This window comes from Kitasatospora sp. NPDC028055, assembly GCF_040637885.1.
Classification (GTDB): domain Bacteria; phylum Actinomycetota; class Actinomycetes; order Streptomycetales; family Streptomycetaceae; genus Kitasatospora.
In genome coordinates this window covers 18,427-35,541 of sequence record NZ_JBEZXE010000057.1, presented here as the reverse complement: position 1 = coordinate 35,541, position 17,115 = coordinate 18,427, and the positions used below count along the sequence as shown (strand labels likewise).

The following is a 17,115-nucleotide window of genomic DNA, read 5'->3' as shown; positions in this document are numbered from 1 at the left end:
GGCGGTAACCTTCGGTGATTCCGGCGCCCGGGCGCCCACCGCAGTACCGACCAGAGACCCCGGCGACGGAAATCCCGTTGCCACTACGACCGCCGCAACGGATGCTGACCTCATGTTCGAGCCAGTGATAGCACCTAGCGCCAGCCTCCTTGGCCTCCTGCAACGAGGCCGTGGTGACGGGCAGCTCCATGCGCTGGCTGCCGACCGTGCCGAGGCCATCGCCGCGCTGGAGGAATGCGTCACCAGGGATCCGCGGGCCGACTGGCAGGTCGAGAGCCGCTCCCTCTACTACGCCCGCCTCTACATGGAGCTGGAGGCCTCCCTCGAGGGCATCGAGGACCACCTCCACTCCGCCGAGGACCTCGTCAGCGACGACGAGAGCCGCACCGGCCTCGCCCTCTCCGTCCTGGGCCACCTCGCCGCCTACGGCCGGCGCGACGCGCTGCTGATGCTGCGCGAGTACGCCGCCACGGGCGCCAACTGGGCCTGGGCCCTCGACGAACTCGCCCTGCGCGACGACGACCGGGGCCTGCTGCTGCTCGGGACGGCCGTGCTGGACCGGTTCCCGCCGGGCCCGGAGGGCGACGCCGAGCTGCGCGACTTCATCCGCAACGCCTACGAACCCAGGCCCTGGCGGCTCTGGGCGGCCTACCACCCGAGAGTGGCCGCCGCCGCCGAGCAGTCACCCTTCGACCTCTGGCAGCGCCAGCTCAACCGCGGCGGCGTCACCCCGGGCTGGTCCACCGCCGACGTCCTGGCCTGGGCCGATCAGGGCCAGCTGGGCGACCTCGGCGCCGGCGCCTTCCTGAGCCGCCCCGAGCCGGTGCGTACCGACGAGGACCGCTCCGGCCCCGACGCCGTGGACCGCCGGGCCGCCGCGGCCGCCCGCTGTCTGACCGCCGTGGTCCGCCCCGAGGACCGTCCGGTCCTGCTGGAGGCCGCCCGTGGCGGCCTGCCCGGCGCCCGGCGGGCCGCCCTGCGCTACCTGGTCGACCAGCGCGACCCGGCCGCCCTCGAACTGATCGAGGCCGCCGCAGCTGACGTGGACGACCGGATCGTCCGGGCCGCGTTGGAGCTGCTCGGCCGGATGCGCGGCCCCGAGGTGCTGGCGCAGGCCCGCCGCTGGGCCGATCCGGCCAGCGGGGGCGCCGACAGCGCGCTCGGCGAGACCGCCGTGCGCCTGCTCGCCGACGCGGGCGAGCCGGCCGACGCACCGCTGGTGGTCGCCGGTCTGCGCCGCTGGATCTCCGTGCACGGGGTAAGCGGTACAGGGCTGGGGTCCCTGGTCGACGGTGCGGGGCGGCTGGCCGCCGCCGACGCCGTCCCGGTCCTGCGCCACGTCTACGGGGAGGCCGCCTCCTCCGAACTGCGCGGCCGCGCCGCCCGGGCGCTCGCCGTGACCGATGTGCACTTCCCCGAGGGGCCCGCCGTCGAGTGCCTCTGGGACTGCGAGGAGTCCACCCGCGAGCTCGCCGCGCGCCATGTCGCCACCACCGGCGACGCGCGTGTGCTGGAGCGACTGCGCAGGCTCGCCGCCGACCCGGCCGAGGAGGCCGAGGTCCACGCCGCCGTACGCGGCCGGCTGACCGCCCGGGAGCCCGGGCGGTAGGTCGGCATCGGGTGGGCCGGGGCACCGTGTCGGTGCCCCGGCCCGCCGTCCTTCCCGGGCCGTTCCGGCCCCTGGTGGAACGGCGTTCTACTTGACCGGGCCCGCGTCCGGGGCCAGCACGCCGCCCGCCACCAGGCCGATGATCAGAACGCCGAGCAGTACCCGGTAGACCACGAACGGCAGGAAACTGTTGTTCGAGATGTACTTGAGGAACCAGGCGATCGCCGCGTAGCCGACCGCGAAGGCGATCAGGGTGGCCAGGATCGTCGGACCCCAGGCCGGCGCCGGGCCCTCGCCGATCTTGAACAGCTCCAGCGTCCCCGAGGCGAGCACCGCCGGGATCGCGAGCAGGAACGAGTAGCGGGCCGCCGCCTCCCGGCTGTAGCCGAGCAGCAGGCCCGCGCTGATCGTGCCGCCGGAGCGGGAGACCCCGGGGATCAGCGCCAGCGCCTGGGCGAAGCCGTAGGCGGCCGCGTGCGGCAGGGTCAGGTCGGTGATCGGACGGGCGTGGCGGACGGCGCGGGTGCGGTCCGCGAGGGCCAGCACGAGGCCGAACACGATCAGCGTGGTGCCGATGATCCGCAGGTCGCGCAGGTGGGTCTCGATGGAGTCCTGGAACAGCTTGCCGAGGACGCCGATCGGCAGCGTCCCGATGATCACGAACCAGCCCATCCGGGCGTCCGGGTCGGAGCGCAGCGCCGGGCGGACCAGCGACAGCGCCCAGGTGCGGACGATCGAGGCGATGTCCCGGCGGAAGTAGATCAGCACGGCGGCCTCGGTGCCGAGCTGGGTGACGGCGGTGAAGGCGGCGCCCGGGTCGTCCCAGCCCAACAGAGCCGAGAACACCCGTAGATGGGCGCTGGAGGAGACGGGCAGGAACTCGGTGAGCCCCTGGATCAGGCCGAGAACGGCCCCGTGGAACCAGTCGATCACCGAACACCCGCCGGGGGTATCGGGCGGGCGTGGCGGGGGTGCGGCATGGGCGGGTCCTCGCGGGTCGGTGCGGGCGTGCGGACGACCGCGACCCGCGCGACCCCGGGCCGCGCACGGGCCCGGCGCGCGGCCGATGGTACGGGGTGAAGGTGACAGTTCTTTGTTCACCCTTTAATCAGGCTTTGCGCATCGGGGTGGCGTCGGGTTCCGCACCCGGGCCCGCGCCGGGCTAGTCGGCCGGCCGGGCCCGGACCCAGGTGCGGTCCTCCGTCAGGTACGTCTCGACCCGCAGCCCCGCGTCCGCCAGGGCCTCCTCGAAGGCCGCCGTCGAGAGCGGGCGGGACAGGAAGGTGTGGGTCCAGGTGCCGTCCGGGAAGACGTACTCCGCCCGGACCGAATTCACCCCGGCACCGACCGGTGTCGCCGAGACGATCCGGACCACCCCGTCCGTCCCGGCGATCCGGCTCTCCCGCGGCACGTTCCGGTGCCAGTCCTCGCCTTCGCGCTGCACCAGCACGCAGCCGTCCCCGGCGACGTGGCGGCGGCAGGTCTCCAGCAGGCCCTGGCGGACGGCCGGATCGCCGGCGTGCACCAGGAAGGAGGCGAGCAGCACGACGTCGAAGCGCTCGCCGAGGTCCAGCCGTTCGATCGGGCTGCGCACCGTACGGACCTGCGGGCTCACCCGGGCGAGCATCTCGGCGGACTCGTCCACCGCCGTCACGGTGAAGCCGCGCTCGACCAGCGGGTGGGTCATCCGGCCGACGCCGCAACCCAGTTCGAGGATCCGGGCGCCGGGTGGGGCGGCCGCCTCGATCACGTCCGGGGCGTCACCCACCGGGAGGCGGGTCCACACCTCCACCGCGCAGCCGTCCGGGGTGATCGCGCCCGCGCCCGTGCCGTCGTAGCCCTCGCGCCGCCCGTCCTGCTGGTGCGCGTTGCCGGTCTCGTGCAAGTCGTTGCCCATGGGGTCATCGGAACACGCGCGGGGTGGGGAGGGAAGGCGGTTCCGATGGCTTTCGGTCAACCCGTCGGGAGCTCCAGCTCGGCCAGGGTGGCGCGCAGCCAGGCGAGTTCGGCCTCGGTGGTGGCCCGGGCGGTCAGCAGCAGGCCGCGCCGGAACGGGTCGGTGAACTCCTCGGCGCTGCGCGGGCGGTCGCCCTCGTAGAAGAAGCTGGCCGGCTCGGACAGGAAGGCCAGTCGGCGGCGGAGCACGGCGGCCTGGGCGGCCGGGTCGTCGAGGTGGCGTAGGAAGGAGACCACGGTGGTCCAGCGGTTGCCGTCGCTGATGTCGAGCGGCTCGGGCTCGCGCAGCCGGTCGAGCAGCGCGGCGCGGCCGGCTCCGGTCAGGTGGAGGGTGTGCCGGGGCGCGGCGGCGCTGCCGGGCTCGGTCTCGCGCACCAGCAGGCCGTCGGCCTCCAGTCGCTTGATCGCGGGGTAGAGCGAGCCGTCGCTGATCGGGCGGATGTGACCAGCGAGCGCGGCGAGGTGGCGGCGCAGTTCGTAGCCGTGCAGCGGGCGGTCGTACAGGAAGCCGAGGATCGCGAGCTTGAGCATGAGGTCACTCTCCCAGATCCGTGTCTCGGTGCGCCGGTATATCGGTTCCGGTATACCTCGCTTTCGAGGTATGGTCTGGCCTCGACAGTACCGAGCCGCAGCACCGAACCGCAGCCATCGAGCGACCCGACCCAGGAGCGTGTGCACGTGCGCGAGACCCCCGTCACCCCGAACGGCGACCGCATCCGCTGGGTCGAGCTGCCCGGCGCCGAGCCCGCCCGGCTCTACCTGCACGGCCTCGGCGCCAGCTCGCCGGTCTACTTCGCGGCCGCCGCCGCCCACCCGCTGCTCGCCGGGCGCCGCGCGCTGCTGCTCGACCTGCTCGGCTTCGGGATCAGCGACCGGCCCGCCGACTTCGGCTACACCCTGGAGCAGCACGCCGACGCGGTCGCCAAGGCCGTCGCGGCGGCCGGGCTCCGGCAGGTCGAGGTGGTCGCCCACAGCATGGGCGGCGCGATCGCGATCGTCCTGGCGCACCGCCACCCCGGGCTGGTCTCCCGGCTGGTCCTGGTGGACGCCAACCTCGACCCGGTCGCGCCCGATCGCGAGCGGATCGGCAGCAGCGGGATCGCCGGCTACACCGAGGCCGAGTTCCTGGCCGGCGGCCGGGCGGAGGTCGCCGGTCGGGTCGGCCCGTTCTGGTGGTCCACCATGCGGCTGGCCGGGCCCGAGGCCCTCCACCGCAGCGCCGTGCACCTCGCCCGGGGCAGCGAGCCGGCCATGCGCGCCCTGCTGCTCGGACTCGACCTCCCGCGCACCTTCCTCCACCCGGCGGCGGACGCCCCCGCGGACGCCGACGGCCTGCGCGCGGCAGGGGTCCGGGTGGTGGAGGTGCCGGACTGCGGGCACAACATCATGCTCGACAACCCGGACGGCTTCGCGGCGGCCGCCGCCACCGCGCTCGGGGAGTCGGCGCAGGCTCCCAACTAGGCTGGACGGCACCGTCGGAGAGGAGCCCGTACCATGTCCGTCCTCGTCCCGCCCGCACTGGCCGCCTCACTGGCCGAGTACCTCGGTGCGCGGGGGCGCGCCTGGGCGGCCCGACTCCCCTCCCTGGCAGCCGAGTTGACCGAGCACTGGGAGCTGCGCCCGGACGGGCCGGTGGCCCACGGCGTGGTCGCGCTGGTGCTGCCGGTGCGCCGCGCCGACGGTACGCCCGCGGCGCTCAAGCTCCAGCCGGTGGACGAGGAGACGGTGGGCGAGCCGCTCGCCCTCCGGGCCTGGGGCGGTCGCGGCGCCGTCCGGCTGCTCGACCACCAACCGGCCACCGGCGCCATGCTGTTGGAGCGCCTGGACCCGTCCCGCTCGCTGCTGACGGTGGCCGACGACCTCGCGGCGGTACGGGTGATCGCCGATCTGCTACGGGAGTTGACGTTCCATCAGGCACCGCCCGGCCTGCGCACCTTGGCCGATCTCGCGGACGGCCTGCTGCTGCGCGCCCCGGCCGCGGCCGCCGCCCACACCGACCCGGACGAGCGGCGCCTGCTCGCCGACTGCGCGGCCGCCCTCCGTGCCGTCCGCGCCGAGCCGGGCGACCGGCTGCTGCACTGGGACCTCCACTACGGCAACGTCCTCGCCCCGCTGCCGGGCGCCGACCGGGCGCCCTGGCTGGCCATCGACCCCAAGCCGCTGGCCGGGCACCCCGGCTTCGAACTGCTGCCCGCGCTGCGCAACCGCTGGGCGGACGTCACGGCCGACGGCAGTCCGGCCCGGGCGCTGCGGCGCCGCTTCGACCTGCTGGTGGAGGCGCTGGAGGTGGACCGGGAGGTGGCGGCCGCCTGGACGCTCGCCCGGGTGCTGCAGTACGCGGTCTGGGCGGTCGAGGAGGGGGAGACGGCGCTCGACCCGGCCCAACGCGTCATCGCGGAGCTGTTGTCGGGCCGGGGCTGACGGGCGCCCGGCGCCTCCTCCGGGCGTGGGCTCGGCCCCGCTCGGCCCCCGCTCCGCTCCGCCCGCCCCGCCGCTACGCCCGTACCGCCGTGAACCGGACCCGCACCCCCGGCGCCAGCAGGGCCGCCGGTTCCCGGGCCGGATCCCAGAGCGCCAGCGCCGTCCGCCCGATCAGCTGCCAGCCGCCGGGTGACGGGCTCGGGTAGACGCCGGTGTACGTGCCGGCCAGGGCCACCGAGCCGGTCGGGACGGCGCTGCGCGGGGTGGCCCGGCGCGGCACCCCGTACTGCGGCGGCAGTCCGGTGAGGTAGCCGAAGCCGGGGGCGAAGCCGCAGAAGGCGACCACGTACTCGGGCTCGGTGTGGATCCGTACGGCCGCCTCGGCGGAGACGCCCCAGAGCGCCGCGACCTCCGCGAGGTCGGCGCCGTCGTACACGGTCGGGACCTCCACCAGCGGCCCGTCCGCCGCGGTGGCCGCCGCCGGACGGGCGGTGCGCAGCAGCGCGGCCACCGCGGCGACGTCCGCGACCTCGTCCAGCAGGACGGTGCGGGCGGCGGGCACGATCTCGCCGACCTCGCCGAGCTCCCCGCCGGCCTGCCGGTCGCGCAGCCAGCCGTACAGCGCGGCGACCTCGGCCGTCCCCGGGAGCTCGACCAGCAGCGCCCGCTCGCCGACCCGCCGCACCGCCGGGCCCTCGCCGGGCGGTTCCCCGCTGAGCCCCCCGCCGAGTCCGGCGCCAAGCTCCCCGCTGAGCCGCCCCCCGGCGCCGCCCGTCATGTGAACGCCTCGACCCGCACCCCGGCCGAGGCCAGCGCCCCGCGGATCCGCCAGGCGAGCTGGGCGGCGCCGGGGGTGTCGCCGTGGACGCACAGCGAGCGGGCCTCGACGGCGATCCGGTCGCCGCCGACGGCCTCCACCGCGCCGTCCCGGGCGATCCCGACCGCCCGGGTGATGACCGTCTCGGGGTCGTGCACCACCGCGTCGGGTTCGCGGCGCGGGACGAGGGTGCCGGCCCAGGTGTAGGCGCGGTCGGCGAAGGCCTCGGCGACCACCGGCAGTCCGACCCCCTCGGCGACGGCGAGCAGCCGGGAGCCGGGCAGTCCCAGGACGGGCAGCGGCCCGTCGCAGACCGCGCCGGCCCGCAGCACCCCGGCCACCACGGCCTCGGCCTGTTCGGAGTCGGAGACCACCCGGTTGTAGAGCGCGCCGTGCGGTTTGACGTAGGAGACCCGGGAGCCGGCCGCCCGGGCGAAGACCTGGAGGGCGCCGATCTGGTAGGCGATCTCGTCGGCGAGTTCCTCCGGCGGGACGTCCATGGCGCGGCGGCCGAAGCCCGCGAGGTCCCGGTAGGAGACCTGGGCGCCGATCCGGACGCCGCGTTCGGCGGCCAGGGCGCAGACCCGGCGCATCGTCGACGGGTCCCCGGCGTGGAAGCCGCAGGCGACGTTGGCGCTGGTCACCACGGAGAGCAGGGCCTCGTCGTCGGTCAGGGTCCACCGCCCGAACCCCTCGCCGAGGTCCGCATTGAGATCGATCACCGCATCGGCCACGCCCGTCCGCCTTCCAGCAGCTGTTGAGCCAGATGGTAGGGCCTGGCGGTGAAGCCCGTTGTCCGTCACCCGGATGGGCGGCGGGCCGACCGGCGCGCAGCCTTCACGTGCGCGCCCTGGAGCGGCGCCCCGGCGCGGTGGACTCAGTTCGCGGCAAGGCGCTGCTGGAAGGAACGTTCCAGCGGGCGCAGGGCGCGGAGCACGATCAGCAGCGGAATGACACCGAAGACGCCGAACGACATGTCGATGAATCGCCACGCCAGCGGGATCCCGCGCAGCGGTCCGCAGATCACCGGCTCCGGACGCACCGGCTCCCGGCCGCCCCCCCGGACGCACCCCCCCCGGACGCACCGGTGCCCGGGCGCCGAAGCGGCACCCGGGCACCGGGAGGGGGAGCGGCTACGCCGTGTACGTGAACGTCATCGGCGCGCTGGTGCCGCCCGCCGTGGTGACCGTGACGTCCACCGGCCCGGGCCCGCCGGCCGGCGGCGCGTACGCCGTGCAGTACTGCGGCCCGCAGGAGACGCGGGCGGCGGGCACCCCGCCGAACCGCACCGCGCCGTACGTCAGGTTGCGGCCCGCGATGGACACCGAGGTGCCGCCGGCCACCGGCCCGGCGGCCGGGCCGAGGTACGTGACCGTCGGCGCGGGCGGCGCCGGCGGGGCGGCACCGGTGTAGTCGAAGGCCACCGGGGCCGCGGCCGTGCCGCCCGGGGTGACCACGCTGACCGGGGCGCTGCCGGATCCGCCCGGGGTGGTCACCGTGCAGGCGGTGTCGGTGCAGCTGCCCGGCGCCGGGACGCCGCCGACCAGCACCATGCCGTGGGCCAGGTTGCCGCCGCTGACGGTGATCGGGGTGCCGCCCGCGCCCGGGCCGGTGGCGGTGTCCAGGCCGGTCACGGACGGCGCGTCCGGGACGACCGGCGCGGGGGTGCTGCCGTCCAGCGTCGCGATCGCGACGTGGCCGGTCGGGTCGGTGTCGTTCGGGTTGCCGATGGTGGCGACCAGTTGGCCGGACGCCTTGGACGGGTCGCCGTACACCTTCAGCTTCATGAACTCGGAGAACCCGACCCGCCGGGAGCCCACCAGGACGGCGTCCAGGTGGCGGCCGTCCGGCGAGACGGTCTCGGTGAAGGTGTAGTCGTACGGCGTGGAGTAGAACATCGCGCCGTCGGTGGTGAGGCCCTGCGGCAGGTCGAGGGTGATGTGGGTCGGCCCGGTGAGGTCGGCCGTGCCGGCCGAGGTCCAGCCGACCGAGAACTGGCCCGGCCCGGGCGGGGCGGTGCGCGGCAGGTAGCCGTTCAGCGAGACCGTCACGTGCTGGGCCGAGGGGCCGGGCGTACCGGTCGGCGCGGCGGCGGTGGCGGCCGTGGCGGCGGTGGCGCCTGCGACGAGGGTGGTCACGGACAGCGCGGTGGCGAGGCCGGCTTTCGCCAGTCGGGTGATCATGGGTCGATCATCACCGAACCATCGCGCTGACCTCACGCTTTTCTCGCATGCTCGTTCGAGAATGGCGGGATTCCGTCGAAATCCCGTTCCGATCCGGCCCCGTGCACCGCCGCCCAGCTGCCGCTCCGCCCGTCCACAAGGTCCGTTTCGGTCGATGTCGGTGCGAACCTCTAATCTTGTCCACCGTGACCGCCATCGCTGACCCGCCCACCGAGCCCGGCCTCCGCCCGGCCGCCGGCGCCGCCGTGCCCGCACCGCGGCCCGCGCCCGGCCCCGCCGCCGACGAGGGCCTGGCCCGCCGGCTCAAGGCGCTGGCCTGCACCGCCCCGCTGCACGACCTGGACAGCCGCAAGGTCAACCTGGCCGGCGAGTACGGCGGCTACGCGATGGCCGAGGTCGGCCTCGCCGCGATCGACCTGGTCACCCTGCACATGGACTTCGACACCGGGGCCGACCGCGAGATAGTGCTCGCCCGGATGCTGCCCCGGGTCGCCGCCCAGGCCCCGCGCCGGCCCGCCCCCGAGCACGAGCGGGTCGCCCGCTGGGTGCTGGAGTCGCTGATCAACGTCGGCAGCGTGGACCGCGGCTTCCGCGCCGTCTACGGCACCTTCGGCGCCGACGGCGAGTACGTCCGCCGGGACTACGACTTCAAGCTGATCGAGGAGGTCCCCGGCCCCGACGGCGGCGTCTACCTGCGCACCACCGACGAGGCGGTCAACGTCCTGGTCGGCGCCCTCGACACCGACGTCACCTCGGCCCAGATCGCCGCCGAGGTCAAGCTGGAGGTGCTGATCCGCCGCGGCCGCCTGGCCGACGCCCAGCTCGCCGCCGAGCAGGCCCGCTACCGCACCGTCCAGTACGCCGAGACGCTGCGCCGCGCCCTCGACGCCACCCGCCGCAACGTCCGCGCGGTCGACTGGATGCAGGCCGTCCCGGACCTCATCGACGAGGCGCTGGACCACATCGCCGACCGCTACCGGCACGAGAACGCGATTCTCACCAACATCCGCAAGGCCCGCGACGAGGCCGAGGACCAGGAGCACAAGCGCCGCGCCGCCGAGCTGGTCGACATCGTCAAGGACTGCATCCGCCGCCACACCCAGCTCCAGACCCGGCTGCTGGAGGCCGGGCCGCTGTTCCGCGCCGAGCAGGACCGGCAGGCCTTCGCCACCCCCGGCGCCCGCAGCGGCATCGACCTGTACGGCCAGCTGCTCGCCCCCGTGCTGCGGCTGCCGGTGGAGCAGGCCGTCCGGCCCACCGGCGCCTTCTTCGCCCGCGGCGCCGGACTGCGCACGCCCGTCTCGGTCCGGGTCACCGACCTGGTCGACCTGCTGCTCACCCCGCCGGTCGAGCGCGAACACCTCGGCGCCGAACTGCCCGACCCGGACCTCGTCGCCACCCCGGACGACAGCCGCTTCTCCGAGGCCCAGCTGGAAGCCGCCCAGGAACTCCTCGACCTGCCCCCGGACGCCCCCCGCCGGCTCTCCGGCCTGCTCGCCGACGCCCGCAAGCAGGACCCGGAACTCCCGTACCTGGTCGCTCTGCTGGCCGTGCACGCGGCCAGCCCGCCGGTCGGCACCGCCTACCGCCAGGGCGAGGAGCGGCTGCTGTTCGCCGTGGACGACGGCACCCCGCTGCGCGACCGGGAGTTCGGCGGCGCCGACCTGATCGTCGGCAGCGCCCTGCTCGACGCGGTCGGCATGGCCGCCGACCGCAAGGACGCCGGCTGACGGCCCGGCCGCGACACCCCCAGGCACCCACGTTGACGACCCACCACCACCGCGCCACCCCAGAGGAGCACCGCCCGTGACGACCCACCACGACACGTCCTGGGCGGCCGAGACCGAACCCGCGGCTCCCGCGCCGATCACCCCGGCCGACGTCGCCGACGCCGCCCGGCTGGTCTCCTTCGGCCTCCAGGCCAAGCTGCTCCCCGCCCGCGACGCCGAGTACGCCGAACTCGTCCGCCGCCACCGCGAGGACCCGCCGTTCGCCCGCCTCGCCGACGCCGTCGCCACCGGCATGGGCCTGGTCGTCCTGGAGGTCTCGCCGCGGGCCGGGATGGCCGTCGCCGCCGCCGAGGAGTCGCTGTTCGCCGTCCGGATGGGCGACTACTCCCGCCGCGCCGCCTCCGAGTCCACCGACCGCTTCCTGCACGGACTGGCCCACCTCGCCGTCGCCGCGATGGCCTTCCCCCGCCCCGAGGACCTCGCCGACGACGGCTACCTCGGCCGGATCACCGTCAACGGCGTCGACTCCTTCGTCCGCCAGGCCTGCCGCCGCCTGGAGGAGCAGGCCGACGCCGAGGGCGCCAACACCGACCCGGCCAGCGACGCCCCCGGCCTGGAGGCCGCCTGGCGGGTCTGGGCCCGGCGCACCGCCACCGGCGCCACCAAGGACGCCCGCCGGCTCTCCGGCTCCACCATCGGCATCGTGGCCAAGGCGGTGATGTTCCTGGTCGACTCCGGCTTCCTGCAGAAGGTCTCCGACGACTCCGGCGGCACCTACCGCACCACCGCCCGCTACCAGCTCCAGGTCCGCGACCTGGCCGGCAGCGCCGCGATGGCCGAACTGCTCGACCTCGGCATCGTCCCGGTCTCCGACGGCACCGCCAGCCTGCTGCCGCCGGACACCTCCGACGAGCTGGTCGCCGACGCCGGCCTGCCGTTCCACTCGCTCTGATCGTTCTGACAACCCCATAGACGCACGGAGAACCGCCGCACATGTACGAGCTCAACCGGGTCCGCCTCTACTCGATCGGACCGGCCGGCGCCCGCTACGCCGACACGGTGCTCGACCTGCGCGGCGTCGGCGAGCCCGTCGCCGACCCGGCCCCCCAGCAGATCGGCCTGTTCGGCGAGGACACCGACGGCCCGGTCCGCCGCCCCGCCCCGGCCGGCGTGCTCTTCCTGGAGAACGGCGGCGGCAAGTCCGTCCTGCTCAAGCTGATCTTCTCGGTGATGCTCCCCGGCCACCGCAACACCCTCGGCGGCGCCAGCTCCGGCGTGCTGCGCAAGTTCCTGCTCGCCGACGACTGCGGCCACGTCGCCCTGGAGTGGCAGCACACCGTCACCGGCGAACTGATCGTGGTCGGCAAGGTCAGCGAGTGGCGCGGCCGCCAGGTCTCCTCCGACCCGCGCAAGTTCGCCGAGACCTGGTACTCCTTCCGCCCCGGCCCCGGCCTCACCCTCGACTCGCTCCCCGTCGCCGAACGGGTCAGCCTGGCCGGCGACCAGAAGGCCCGCGGCCGCCGCCGCACCATGAAGGGCTTCCGCGACGCCCTCACCGAGGCCGGCAAGGCCCACCCCCACCTCGACCTGGTCTTCGAGGACGGCCACGACCGCTGGACCGAACACCTCGGCGAACTCGGCCTCGACCCCGAACTCTTCCGCTACCAGCGCGAGATGAACGCCGACGAGGGCGAGGCGGCCGGCCTCTTCGCGGTCAAGCAGGACAAGGACTTCACCGACCTGCTGCTGCGCGCCGTCACCGACACCCGGGACACCGACGGCCTGGCCGACCTCGTCCACGGCTTCGCCGCCAAGCTCGGCCTGCGCTCCGAACTCACCGCCGAACGCGACTTCACCGCCGGCTCGCTCGACCTGCTGGAACGCATCGTCGAGGCCACCGGCGCCCGCGAGACCGTCCGCGAGGCGCACCGCACCGCCGAACGCCGCGCCCGCCGCCTCGCCCACACCCTCACCTCCCGCGCCGCCGCCGAACGCGACCGCGCCCAGGACCTCGCCATCGAGGTCGCCGCCGCCGTGAGCGCCGTCACCGCCGCCGAGGCCGACCGCACCCGGCACAGCCTGATCGCCGACGAACTCACCCACCGGCACGCCACCCTGAGCCTCGCCGCGGCCACCGCCGAGGCCGCCACCCTGCGCCGCGAACTCATCGACGCCCGCACCCTGCACTCCGCCTGGCAGGCCGCCGAGGCCGTGCTGCGCCAGCGCGCCGCCGCCGACCGGGTCGCCCGGGTCGCCGTCGCCATCCGCGAGGCCGAACTGGACGCCGCCCCGGCGCTCGCCGCCCGCGCCCGCGCCGCCGGCGCGCTCGCCCGCGCCCTGGAAGCCGCCGCCGCGGCCGCCGAGACCCGCGCCGACACCGAGGAGCAGCGCGCCAGCGAGCTCCAGGAGGACGGCGGCAAGGCCCAGACCGACGCCACCGAGGCCGCCACCGCCGCCCAGAAGGCCCGCAGTGAGGCCGAGCACCTGCGCCAGCGCCTCGCCGAGGTCGAGCAGGAGACCGAGGCCGCCGTCGAGGCCGGCTTCATCGACTCCGACGGCGACGTGGACCCGGCCCGCGCCGCCCTGCACGCCGCCGACGTGGAGCAGGCCGCCGCCGCGGCCCTCGCCCAGGCCCGGACCGTCGCGGAGGCCGGCGCCACCCGGCTGCGCGAGGCCGCCGCCGCCACCTCGCGCGCCGAACTCGCCGCCGAACGGGCCGGTGACGCCCGCAAGGACGCGGCCCGGGCGCTGGCCGCCGAGCAGCGCACCGCCGCCCTGCTCGCCACCGAGCAGCGCCTCGCCGACCTGCTCTCCCTCACCCCGTACCAGGACGGCGCCGAGGAGGACGCCGGCTTCCTCACCCCCGCCGTGCTCGACCGCAACGCCGAGTACCTGCGCGAACTCCTCGACGAGGCCATCGCCACCGCCGAACGCACCCTGTTCGACCTGCGCACCGCCGCCGCCGACGACTCCCGCATCCTCGCCGCCCTCGGTGACGGCGGCCTGCTGCCGCCCGGCCCCGACGTGCTGGCCACCGTCGAGTACCTCGCCGAGCACGGCATCCCCGCCCTGCCCGGCTGGCGCTACCTCGCCCAGTCCGTCGACCCCGCCGACCACGAGGCGATCCTCGCCGCCCGCCCCGAACTGGTGGACGGCGTGGTCGTCACCGACCCGGCCTCGCTGGAGCGCGCCCGCGAGGCCCTCCAGGCCGCCGCCCTGCTGCCGCGCTCCACCGTCGCCGTCGGCGCCGCCGCCTCGCTGATCGCCCCGATCACCGACGAGCCCGCCTTCTTCCTGGTGCCGCCGAACCCGGCCATGCACGACGAGTCCGCCGCCGACGGCGAGCGCCGCGAACTGCGCGCCCGCGCCGCCGCCCGCGAGGAGCACATCCGCGAACTCGCCGGCCGGCTCGGCGCCGACCGCGCCCTCGCCGCCCGGCTCGCCTCCTGGCACGCCAGCTGCCCGCCCGGCACCCTCGCCGAACTCGCCGCCGCCGCCGAGGCCGCCCGCGAGCACGCCGAGCAGGCCGCCGCCGCCCTGGCCACCCTGCGCGCCGACCACGACGAGGCCGAGACCGACCACGCGGCCGCCGCCTCCGCCCACGAGGAGCACCGGGAGGCCGCCCAGCGCGCCCGCCGCCGTGCCGACGCCCTCTCCGGCCTCGCCTTCCGGCTGCGCGAGCGCGCCAACTGGGCCCGCCGCCAGCGCGAACTCGCCGAGGACGCGGCCGAGTGCGACCGCCGCCAGGCCGTCTGCGCCGAACGCGCCCGCACCTGCGACGAGGACCGCCGCGCCGCCCAGCGCGCCGCCGACGACGCCCGCCGCACCGCGCGCGCGCTGCGCGCCGAACGCGCCGAGATCCCCGCCGCCGAGCAGGCCGACGAGCCCGCCGAGCAGACCGCCCCCGCCGCGCTGCCGGCCCTGCGCGAGGCCTACCGGGCCGCCGCCCAGCTGTACGAGAAGGTGGGCGTCGGCGCCGACCTGCGCGCCGAGCAGGCCCGCGCCGAAGGTGACGAGGCCGCCGCCGCGGCCGAGCTGGACCGCCTCACCAACAAGGTCCGCACCCGCGCCGAGGAACTCCTCGGCAGCCCCGACGGCGCCGACGGCCCCGCCCGCCAGGCCGCCGCCGCCCGCGCCGAGGAACTGGTCGCCACCATCGAGGCCCGCTCCGCCGCCGCCAGCGAGCAGCTCGGCCGGCTGCGCGGCGAGGTCGAGCGCTCCGCCCCCGCCGACGGCGAGGCGCACACCGAGCTGCCCGAGGAGCTCGTCCCCACCGACCCCGAGCACGCCCAGGTGCTGCTGCGTACGGCCACCAGCCGGCTCGCCGAGTGCCGCGAGGCCGTCGACACCGCCCGTACCGCGCACGCCGACCTCCAGCGCACCTTCGACGCCGCCCAGTCGGCCGCCGCCGACTTCGACGAGCTGGCCGGCCAGCTGCGCGACGGCCTGCGCGAGCAGCCGGAGGAGGACGGCCAGCCGGTCGAGCCCTACCTCGGCCCGCTGCCCGAGGCCCGCAACGCCTCCACCGAGGCCCGCCGCGCCCTGCGCACGGCCGTCGGCGAGCTGTCCTCCGCCGAACTCGCCGTCCGGGACGCCTCCGACGCGCTGGTCCGGCACGCCAACGCGGCCCGCTACGAGGCCGTCCGCACGCCCGCCCGCCAGCAGATCCGCGAACTGCCCGCGTCCGCGCTGCCCGAGCACGCGGCCGCCTGGGCCGCCGCCTTCGCCCCCCGGCTGCGGGTGCTCACCGATGAGCTCACCCAGCTGGAGAAGAACCGCGGCTCGATCGTCGACCGGCTGCGCGGACTGGTCGAGTCCTCGCTCACCACGCTGCGCGCCGCCCAGCGGCTGTCCCGGCTGCCCGAGGGCCTGGGGGAGTGGTCCGGCCAGGAGTTCCTGCGGATCCGCTTCGAGGACCCGGACCACGCCACCCTGGTCGAGCGCCTCGGCGAGGTCATCGACGAGGCCACCCGCGCCGCCGTCCGGAAGAACAGCGACCTGCGCCGCGACGGCATGTCCCTGCTGCTGCGCGGCGTCGCCGCCGCGATCGGCCCCAAGGGCGTCAGCGTCGAGATCCTCAAGCCCGACGCGGTGCTGCGCGCCGAGCGGGTGAGCGTCGGCCAGATGTCCGACGTCTTCTCCGGCGGCCAGCTGCTCACCGCCGCCATCGCGCTCTACTGCACGATGGCCGCGCTGCGCGCCAACGACCGCGGCCAGTCCCAACTGCGGCACGCCGGGACGCTGTTCCTCGACAACCCGATCGGCCGCGCCAACGCCACGTACCTGTTGGAGCTCCAGCGCGCGGTGGCGGACGCGCTCGGCGTCCAGCTGATCTACACCACCGGCCTGTTCGACACCACGGCGCTCGCCGAGTTCCCGCTGGTGATCCGGCTGCGCAACGACGCCGACCTGCGGGCCGGCCTCAAGTACATCTCGGTGGAGGAGCACCTGCGCCCGGGCCTGCCCGCCCCGCAGGACCCGGACGGCCCGACCATCCACGGCGAGATCACCGCCACCCGGATGTTCAAGCGCCCGGCGGAGGTTCCCGCCCAGCCGTGAACTGATTAGCGTGATCGCCATGTTGACGATCGCGCACCTCAGTGACATCCACCTCGGCCAGGTCCACCGTCGGGACGGCGGCAAGCGCGCCCGGCGGCGGGCCGAGCAGGTGATGGCGTACCTCGACGCCCTGCCCGGCCCGCTGGACGCGGTGCTGGTCACCGGCGACCTCGCCGACCACGGCTCGCCCGAGGAGTACCGCCAGGTCGCCGAGGTACTGGAGTCCCGGCACCCGGTGCTCACCTGCCCCGGCAACCACGACGTCCGGGAGCCGTACCGGGAGGTGCTGCTCGGCGAGGCGCCGTCGACGGGCCCGGTCAACCGGCTGCACCGGCTGCCCGGCGTCGACGTGCTGATGCTCGACTCCTCGATACCCGGGCAGCACGACGGCCTGCTGGCGGACGCCACCCTCGACTGGCTGGAGGCCCAACTCGGCTCCGGCCGCCAGGAGTCGCCGGCCCTGGTGGCCTTCCACCACCCGCCGGTCGAGCTGCACATCCCGAGCGTCGACCGGATCCGCCAGTTCGGCGAGGCCCGGCTGGCGGAGGTGCTGCGCCGGCACCCCCGGGTGGCCGCGCTGCTCTGCGGCCACTCCCACACGCCCGCCGCGTCCACCTTCGCGGGCCTGCCGGTGCTGGTCGCCCCCGGGGTGGTCTCCACCACCACGCTGCCCTGCGAGGGCGGGAGGGGCATCACCTTCGACCACCCGCCGATGCTCGCCTTCCACGTCCTGGACGACGACCGCCGGCTCACCACCCACTACCGGATCGTGATCTGACGCACCGTCGTTCACCGCCCGGCCAGAGCGCCCGGCCAGAGCGCCCGGCCAGAGCGCCCGGC

The 17,115-nt window shown here is 75.8% G+C and carries 14 protein-coding genes; 7 read left to right on the top strand and 7 right to left on the bottom strand.

Features of this window, described 5'->3' with window-relative positions; all coding sequences use genetic code 11:
* Positions 1–112: 112 nt before the first annotated feature.
* A complete protein-coding gene (locus AB0F71_RS35000; RefSeq protein WP_360243551.1) occupies positions 113–1,609 on the top strand; it encodes a HEAT repeat domain-containing protein in 1,497 nt (498 codons plus the stop codon).
* Between the two features lie 87 nt (positions 1,610–1,696).
* Here AB0F71_RS35000 and AB0F71_RS34995 read toward each other — a convergent pair whose 3' ends face one another.
* The 3 genes from AB0F71_RS34995 to AB0F71_RS34985 all read right to left on the bottom strand — a co-directional run bounded on the left by AB0F71_RS34995 (position 1,697) and on the right by AB0F71_RS34985 (position 4,096).
* A complete protein-coding gene (locus AB0F71_RS34995; protein ID WP_360243548.1) occupies positions 1,697–2,542 on the bottom strand; it encodes an undecaprenyl-diphosphate phosphatase in 846 nt (281 codons plus the stop codon).
* A 229-nt stretch (positions 2,543–2,771) separates the two neighbouring features.
* Positions 2,772–3,506 (bottom strand): methyltransferase domain-containing protein, encoded by a 735-nt coding sequence (locus AB0F71_RS34990; RefSeq protein WP_360243545.1) that lies wholly within the window; start codon positions 3,504–3,506, stop codon positions 2,772–2,774.
* A 56-nt stretch (positions 3,507–3,562) separates the two neighbouring features.
* Positions 3,563–4,096 carry a PadR family transcriptional regulator gene (locus AB0F71_RS34985; RefSeq protein WP_360243542.1) on the bottom strand — a complete coding sequence of 178 codons (534 nt, stop codon included), beginning with the start codon at positions 4,094–4,096 and terminating at the stop codon, positions 3,563–3,565.
* A gap of 147 nt (positions 4,097–4,243) precedes the next feature.
* Here AB0F71_RS34985 and AB0F71_RS34980 point away from each other — a divergent pair, with 147 nt between their 5' ends.
* Entirely contained in the window at positions 4,244–5,026 is a 783-nt protein-coding gene (locus tag AB0F71_RS34980; RefSeq protein ID WP_360243539.1) for an alpha/beta hydrolase, read from the top strand.
* 33 nt (positions 5,027–5,059) lie between these two features.
* Positions 5,060–5,986 (top strand): aminoglycoside phosphotransferase family protein, encoded by a 927-nt coding sequence (locus AB0F71_RS34975; protein ID WP_360243536.1) that lies wholly within the window; start codon positions 5,060–5,062, stop codon positions 5,984–5,986.
* 73 nt (positions 5,987–6,059) lie between these two features.
* Here AB0F71_RS34975 and pxpB read toward each other — a convergent pair whose 3' ends face one another.
* The 4 genes from pxpB to AB0F71_RS34955 all read right to left on the bottom strand — a co-directional run bounded on the left by pxpB (position 6,060) and on the right by AB0F71_RS34955 (position 8,986).
* Positions 6,060–6,764 carry a 5-oxoprolinase subunit PxpB gene (pxpB, locus tag AB0F71_RS34970; protein ID WP_360243533.1) on the bottom strand — a complete coding sequence of 235 codons (705 nt, stop codon included), beginning with the start codon at positions 6,762–6,764 and terminating at the stop codon, positions 6,060–6,062.
* Positions 6,761–7,537, bottom strand: coding sequence for a 5-oxoprolinase subunit PxpA (locus tag AB0F71_RS34965; protein WP_360243531.1), 777 nt, complete (start codon positions 7,535–7,537; stop codon positions 6,761–6,763). Before AB0F71_RS34965 ends, pxpB begins: the two co-directional genes overlap by 4 nt.
* 143 nt (positions 7,538–7,680) lie before the next feature.
* Positions 7,681–7,845, bottom strand: a complete 165-nt coding sequence (locus tag AB0F71_RS34960; RefSeq protein WP_360243593.1) for a hypothetical protein — start codon at positions 7,843–7,845, stop codon at positions 7,681–7,683.
* A gap of 91 nt (positions 7,846–7,936) precedes the next feature.
* Positions 7,937–8,986 (bottom strand): IPT/TIG domain-containing protein, encoded by a 1,050-nt coding sequence (locus tag AB0F71_RS34955; RefSeq protein WP_360243528.1) that lies wholly within the window; start codon positions 8,984–8,986, stop codon positions 7,937–7,939.
* Between the two features lie 245 nt (positions 8,987–9,231).
* On the opposite strand from AB0F71_RS34955, the gene AB0F71_RS34950 reads away from it, so the two are divergent.
* The 4 genes from AB0F71_RS34950 to AB0F71_RS34935 all read left to right on the top strand — a co-directional run bounded on the left by AB0F71_RS34950 (position 9,232) and on the right by AB0F71_RS34935 (position 17,053).
* Complete coding sequence (locus tag AB0F71_RS34950; RefSeq protein WP_360243584.1) at positions 9,232–10,716, top strand: hypothetical protein; 1,485 nt, start codon at positions 9,232–9,234, stop codon at positions 10,714–10,716.
* Positions 10,717–10,792: 76 nt separating this feature from the next.
* On the top strand, positions 10,793–11,668 hold the full coding sequence (locus AB0F71_RS34945; RefSeq protein WP_360243525.1) for a hypothetical protein: 876 nt from the start codon (positions 10,793–10,795) through the stop codon (positions 11,666–11,668).
* A 41-nt stretch (positions 11,669–11,709) separates the two neighbouring features.
* Positions 11,710–16,275 (top strand): hypothetical protein, encoded by a 4,566-nt coding sequence (locus AB0F71_RS34940; protein WP_360243522.1) that lies wholly within the window; start codon positions 11,710–11,712, stop codon positions 16,273–16,275.
* Positions 16,276–16,294: 19 nt separating this feature from the next.
* Positions 16,295–17,053 (top strand): phosphodiesterase, encoded by a 759-nt coding sequence (locus AB0F71_RS34935; RefSeq protein ID WP_360243519.1) that lies wholly within the window; start codon positions 16,295–16,297, stop codon positions 17,051–17,053.
* The last annotated feature ends 62 nt before the right edge of the window (positions 17,054–17,115 follow it).

Bases quoted from the DNA above. Each gene is read 5' to 3' on its own strand.
- AB0F71_RS35000 (WP_360243551.1), top strand. From the start codon at position 113: ATGTTCGAGCCAGTGATAGCACCTAGCGCCAGCCTCCTTGGCCTCCTG.
- AB0F71_RS34990 (WP_360243545.1), bottom strand. From the start codon at position 3,506: ATGGGCAACGACTTGCACGAGACCGGCAACGCGCACCAGCAGGACGGG.
- AB0F71_RS34985 (WP_360243542.1), bottom strand. From the start codon at position 4,096: ATGCTCAAGCTCGCGATCCTCGGCTTCCTGTACGACCGCCCGCTGCAC.
- AB0F71_RS34975 (WP_360243536.1), top strand. From the start codon at position 5,060: ATGTCCGTCCTCGTCCCGCCCGCACTGGCCGCCTCACTGGCCGAGTAC.
- pxpB (WP_360243533.1), bottom strand. From the start codon at position 6,764: ATGACGGGCGGCGCCGGGGGGCGGCTCAGCGGGGAGCTTGGCGCCGGA.
- AB0F71_RS34955 (WP_360243528.1), bottom strand. From the start codon at position 8,986: ATGATCACCCGACTGGCGAAAGCCGGCCTCGCCACCGCGCTGTCCGTG.
- AB0F71_RS34940 (WP_360243522.1), top strand. From the start codon at position 11,710: ATGTACGAGCTCAACCGGGTCCGCCTCTACTCGATCGGACCGGCCGGC.
- AB0F71_RS34935 (WP_360243519.1), top strand. From the start codon at position 16,295: ATGTTGACGATCGCGCACCTCAGTGACATCCACCTCGGCCAGGTCCAC.